The organism is Streptomyces sp. NPDC005195 (assembly GCF_040608315.1).
GTDB classification, from domain to species: Bacteria; Actinomycetota; Actinomycetes; order Streptomycetales; family Streptomycetaceae; genus Streptomyces; species Streptomyces kaempferi.
This window is the reverse complement of record NZ_JBEXHZ010000146.1, coordinates 1-5,312: the sequence shown is the minus strand read 5'-3', so window position 1 is coordinate 5,312 and position 5,312 is coordinate 1. Positions and strand designations below refer to the sequence as shown.

5 protein-coding genes are annotated in these 5,312 nt (G+C 66.3%); 3 read left to right on the top strand and 2 right to left on the bottom strand.

The features are described from left to right. Both ABZV34_RS36920 and ABZV34_RS36915 read left to right on the top strand, forming a co-directional pair. The coding region (locus ABZV34_RS36920) for a hypothetical protein (RefSeq protein WP_356286898.1) at nt 1-255 on the top strand (255 nt) is incomplete at its 5' end. A 481-nt stretch (nt 256-736) separates the two neighbouring features. Next, a complete protein-coding gene (locus tag ABZV34_RS36915) occupies nt 737-1,624 on the top strand; it encodes an SDR family oxidoreductase (RefSeq protein WP_356286895.1) in 888 nt (295 codons plus the stop codon). A gap of 285 nt (nt 1,625-1,909) precedes the next feature. Here the strand turns inward: ABZV34_RS36915 and ABZV34_RS36910 are convergent, their stop codons facing one another. After that, a complete protein-coding gene (locus ABZV34_RS36910) occupies nt 1,910-3,871 on the bottom strand; it encodes a SpoIIE family protein phosphatase (RefSeq protein ID WP_356286892.1) in 1,962 nt (653 codons plus the stop codon). Between the two features lie 444 nt (nt 3,872-4,315). Then, nucleotides 4,316-4,684: a GNAT family N-acetyltransferase gene (locus ABZV34_RS36905; protein ID WP_356286890.1), complete on the bottom strand. Its 369-nt coding sequence runs from the start codon at nt 4,682-4,684 to the stop codon at nt 4,316-4,318. 173 nt (nt 4,685-4,857) lie between these two features. Here ABZV34_RS36905 and ABZV34_RS36900 point away from each other — a divergent pair, with 173 nt between their 5' ends. Continuing rightward, the gene (locus tag ABZV34_RS36900) at nt 4,858-5,208 is read left to right on the top strand and encodes a GNAT family N-acetyltransferase (protein ID WP_356286888.1); all 351 of its coding nucleotides are present in this window, start codon (nt 4,858-4,860) and stop codon (nt 5,206-5,208) included. Nucleotides 5,209-5,312: the final 104 nt, after the last annotated feature.

Below are 5,312 nucleotides of genomic sequence, written 5' to 3'. Positions count from 1 at the left end.
GAGGCCCTACTTGTATGCACCGACCACCCCGCGACCACCCCATCGGGACTCCCGTTCGATGCGCATCTCTCAAGATCGGAAAGACAACAGCTACTTAGCTATGTACTCCAGGAACTCGGCACGATTTCGCGTGACGCCCGGCGTCTGGGAGATGAAATCTCCAGCGAGAAATTCGCTGAAGCGCTTGACGTCATTGAACTGATCAGACTGGACGTAGTCGTTGTTCAACTGCTCAAGAGCGGCCAAATCCTCTGAGGGTGACCCGCCGTCATTCATCTCCCCGTCCCTTTCTTGAGTACGACGAGAATGCGGTGTGTATTCGAAGCGCCACGCGCGCGGCGGCAGTTCAGCGCCGGTCATGGCCTACGGTGACGGCTGACGTGTTCGCCACGCAGATAGATGAATCTTCACGCGCCACTCCGGGTCGCTCCCCGGAGTCAGCTGAGAATGTCCTGGACTGGAAACGCGCCATCGGCGAGGACGGCTCTTGCATGCCAGATGCGCAGTGCTGCCGCGCTCAACATGCGTCGTCCGCAATGCAACCCAGCGGCCTGTACCCCGGTATCAACGAGGATACGGGACATGTATGCGATTGGTAGAATCGTCGTTGCGGCCGGGTTGACGATTCAGTCGCCTCGCCGGAGATATACCAGGGGCGGGTGTCGCCGGACTGAGCGCCCGGACCACTGAATTTTGCCGTGCGACGCAGCGTCGCAACATTCGTCTGGAGTCCTCCATGCGCGTATTCGTCACTGGAGCGAACGGCAGCATCGGCTCGGTTGTCGTTCCCGAACTCATCACCGCTGGTCACGAAGTCCTCGGCCTCGTCCGTTCCGATTCCGCGGCCGAGGCCCTCTCCGCTGCCGGCGGGACGCCGCTGCGCGGCAGCCTCACCGACCATGACAGCCTCCGCGCTGGAGTAGCCCAGACCGACGGCGTCATCAACCTGGCCTTCGGGAATGACTGGAGCAACTTGGAGCCGTGCATTGACGAGGAAGCGGGCGCCGTCGGGATTTTCGCGGCCGCACTCGCCGGCAGCGGCAAGCCGTTCGTGCATGCCGGCCTCACGCCGATGATGCCAGGCCACACCTCCACAGAGGAGGACCCCGACACCACCAGCGGTCCGGTCGGCGGGCGCGGCCGCAATTCGTGCGTGGTGCTGGCGATGGCGGCTCAGAAGGTCCGGTCCTCTGTCGTGCGACTGCCGCGCTCCGTGCATCAGCGCGGTGCGCAATACGGTTTCTGCTCAGTGCTCATCTCTGCCGCGCAGAGAACGGGTGTCTCGGCGTACGTCGGCGACGGTACACAACGCTGGCCGGCGGTCAACCGGACCGACGCCGCCCGGTTGTTCCGCATCGCCCTCGAGGACGCTGAGCCCGGTACGGTCCTGCACGCGGTAGCCGACGAGGGAGACACGATGAAGTCGTTGGCCGAGGCTATCGGCGACACCCTCGCCGTACCGGTCGAGTCGGCGTCGCCTGATGACTTCGGCGTCATCGGCCAGTTGTTCGCCCTCGACATGCCGTCCTCAAGTGAACTGACCCGGAAACGGTTCGGCTGGGAACCCGCTCACCCGAGCCTGATCGCGGACCTGGCCGCCGGCGGCTATCCCGCCCTGGGCTGAATGCGCTGGCGAAGTGGGAGCCAGGCAGTTCAGGAAAGCACTGACGCCGTCTCGTCCGCTGATGGAACCGTCACCGTTGGTATCCAGCTCCTCAGACTCGCGCCAGGCAGGCACCGTGTGCCCGGCATCGCGGTCTGACGGTGCTGGTCGAGTTGAAACGACGCCAATCCGGATCACATAGGTCAGGGCGAGTCATCCAGAACCGAACCACTCCGCTCGGCGCATCAGTAGGCGGGGGTCTTGAAGTGGGCTCGGCGTAGGGGACGTGTGAGGAGATGGGCGATTTCATGAGCGTCGGACGATCAGTACGGCCACGTCGTCGAGGTGGTCTACCGCGACCGCGGCGTCGAGGATGCGGTCGGCGGTCTCCTCGGCGTTCAGCCCGTCGTGGATGGCTTGGGCGGCCAGCGTTCCGGCTCGCTCCAGTCCGGCGTCCAGGGTCAGGTTCGGCGCTTCGACCACGCCGTCGGTGACCATGACCAGCGCGGCGTCCTTGTCGAGTGTGAAGGATTCTTCGCCATAGTCGGCATGAGGCAGGACGCCCAGTACCGGGCCGCCCCGCATCTCACGGATGGTGTGGGTGCCGTCATCGCGTGCGTACAGCAAGGGCACATGGCCGGCGCTGGCGCCGGTGACCCGTCCGTCCGGGTCGATTCGCAGCATGGTGCAGCTGGCGAATCGTGGCGCGTCCATCGTGACGAGGAGGTCGTTGGTGCGCGTCAGTACCGTCGCGGGATCCGGTTCGTGGGCGGCTATCGCTCGTATGGAGGCGCGTACCTGTCCCATGGCTGCGGCGGCGTCCACGTCGTGTCCCTGGACGTCGCCGATCTCCACCGCGATGGCACCGTCGGTAATGACGAAGGCGTCGTACCAGTCTCCGCCGACGTCGAGCCCGTCGCGGCTCGGTAGGTAGCAGGCGGCGGCCTCCAGGCCCGGGAGGTGCTTGGGCAGCATGGGGAGCATGGTCTGCTGGAGCGCCGTGGCCAGCTCGACGCGTGCCTCTTGCAACCTGACGCGCTTGAGTGCCTGGCCCGCGAGGTCGGCAAGGGTGCACATGAGGGCTCGCTCATCCGGGGATGAGCTGTGTTCGCTGTCGTAGGTGACCAGCCAGGCTCCGAGCGGCTGATCACCCCCGGGGCTGAGGGAGGTGATCGAGATGGCGTAGCCGGAGTCGAGCTGGTCGAAGTACGGCACCATGGCCCCTCGGGGCCAGCGGCGGATGTAGTCCTCCTGGTTGGCAATGAACTGCGGCTCGCCCGTGCGGATCACGTGGGGCAGCGCGCTGGGGGCGTCCAGCGGCAGGTCGTGGAGGGCGGCGACCGGTATCGGGATCCCGGCATCGGAGGAGACGCGTAGGCGGCCTTTGGTGATGAATGCCAGTGCGGCGCCGGTGCCGCCGAAGGTCGCGGCGAGCCGCGTGAGGATGACTTGCTGTACTTGTTGCTCGGTGACTGCGGTCATCACGGCGGAGGAGAAGGCAGCGATCTCGTCGGCGCGCTGGCGTTCAGCACTCAGCGCGATCAGCGCTCGGCGTCGGCGCGCTTGCCTGTTGGTTTCGTCGCGGATCACGCCGAAGACCCGTTCGGGGCCGCCGGAACCCAGAATGAGCCGGCGGGCACGGCAGACCAGGTGATGCCAGCCGTCCTGCTCGGTGAGGAACCGCAGCCTGACCCAGGGAGTCCGGGCGGCCGTCGAACGCACGAGCCGCCGCAGAGCGCCGCGGTCCTGGGGGTGCACGTGGCGAATCAGGTCGGACAGCGACATGGAGGCTTCCGGGAACAGTGCCGCCAAGGCGGGTGCGCCGCCCTTCCACTCCAGCTTGCGCTCCTGGGGTGAGTACATGCACACGCCGAGGTTGGCGGCCTTGGCTGCCAGACGGAAGGGGATCAGCAGGCCGCCGCGGTCGTTCTTCGCGTCCAGCGAGTGCAGCCACACCAGCGCCTTGCCACCTACGGGATCATTCGCGCGTCGCGCCTCTACGAGGCAGACGACGGATGCTGAACCCGGCCCGGGGAACTCCAGCACTCGCATCGCTACCGTCTTCGTCGTGGCGGCGTGGGAAACGAGACTCTCGACCGCGGCCACCTGACTTGTCGGCAACAGGTCACCAAAGCCACGGCCCACGCACTGCGCGACTGACCTGCCCAGTGCCCTGGCCATCGCCTCATTGAGCCTGTAGACAGTCCCGTCCGGCGTCAAAAGAGCCGACGGTGTAACCCTCTGAAGGAGTTCGTCCGAGGCGTCCATTTGCCGCTCACAGCCCATCATCGAGCGATATGACCGCATTGACCTAGAACAACAGTATCTGCGCACAGCGCAGGCCGCCTCCACCAGAAGGGACAGGTGGCAGGGCGCACGGCCCGGGACGCCAGCGGAGGACCCGGCTACCTGCGGGTCCGACCGCCTGACGCCCGCCCTCCAGCGTGGCCGCCTCCAAGAACGAGCCGGTCATGCCGGGCCGTTGCCTGCTGATCACGATCGGCGATCGGCTACGGTGCCCCCACGGCTGGCCGGAGCTACGGCCGGCACCCGCAGACCATCTCCCGCGGCCCAGATCCCGGGCAGAGTTCCGGCCGGGCGGGAATACCACAGCGCGTCGTACGGCCTCCACGCCCACCGGCGATCGAGTCGGCACCTTGCGAGGCAGCGGTGGGGCCCTCCGACGGGGCTGCCGGTTGTCGCCCGGTGGCCTCAGCCTCCCGCGGCCGCCTGCGCCGCCTCGGCGGAGGCGCGATCGGTGTAGCCCGGGTGCCGGGCGTCGACCAGATCTGTGTGGGCGGATGTGCGCGAGAGGTAGTCGACCACGAAGGGGCAGATTGCGGTAATCGTGCCCCCGCGGCTGCGGACCTCGTCGAGCACCTGCCGCGCCACCGCGCTCGCCACACCTCGGTGCTGGTGGCTCGTCTCGACTTCGGTGTGCCGAAGGACGTACCGGTTGGGCTTCAGGTGAAGGTAGTAGAGCCAGCCGACGAGATCGTCGTTGCGGCGGAGTTCGAAGCGGCCTCGATCTGTGTTGTCGGTCAGCTGCTCAGTTACCGGCACCTGCTCTTCGCTGCTCATCGACTCACCCTTCCAGCGTGTCGTCACGTGGCCCGCTCGCAGAGTCCGATCGTGGACCTTCTAGTCCAGTATGGCGGCTACCGACACCTGATCGCGCATGTATCTTGGACTTGATGGTCCCGTTTCAGCCGCTCGGGGCCAGCGACCGAAGAGGAATGAGGCGGGGAGAGAACATGCAGCCAGCACCGGCCGCCGTTGAGGTACGCACGGACGAGACCACCCGCCTCTACGAGGCAGTCATCGATGACCAGGTGGTCGGAACCCTGGCATACGAGACTGCCGGCGGACGTGCCACACTCACCCACTCCTACGTGGACCCGAACCAGCGGCACCGGGGCATCGCGTCTGCCCTCGCGCGCTACGCCCTGGAAGACCTGGCTCAAAGTCCGGCGAAGGTCGGCGTCTACTGCAGTTTCGTCGCCGACTACGTCCAGGACCACCCCGAGTGGCACGACACCGTCGACATCAGCCGCTCGGCCTTCATCGCCACTCGCACGGCGCGAGATACCGCCATCGGGCACTGACCCTACAAGCTAGTAGATTGTCGCGACTATTGCCTGGGATATAGGTGGCGTAGTTTAAGGCGCGCGTCGTGGGTGGTGAACTGCCAGTTCACCTGACGTTGGTC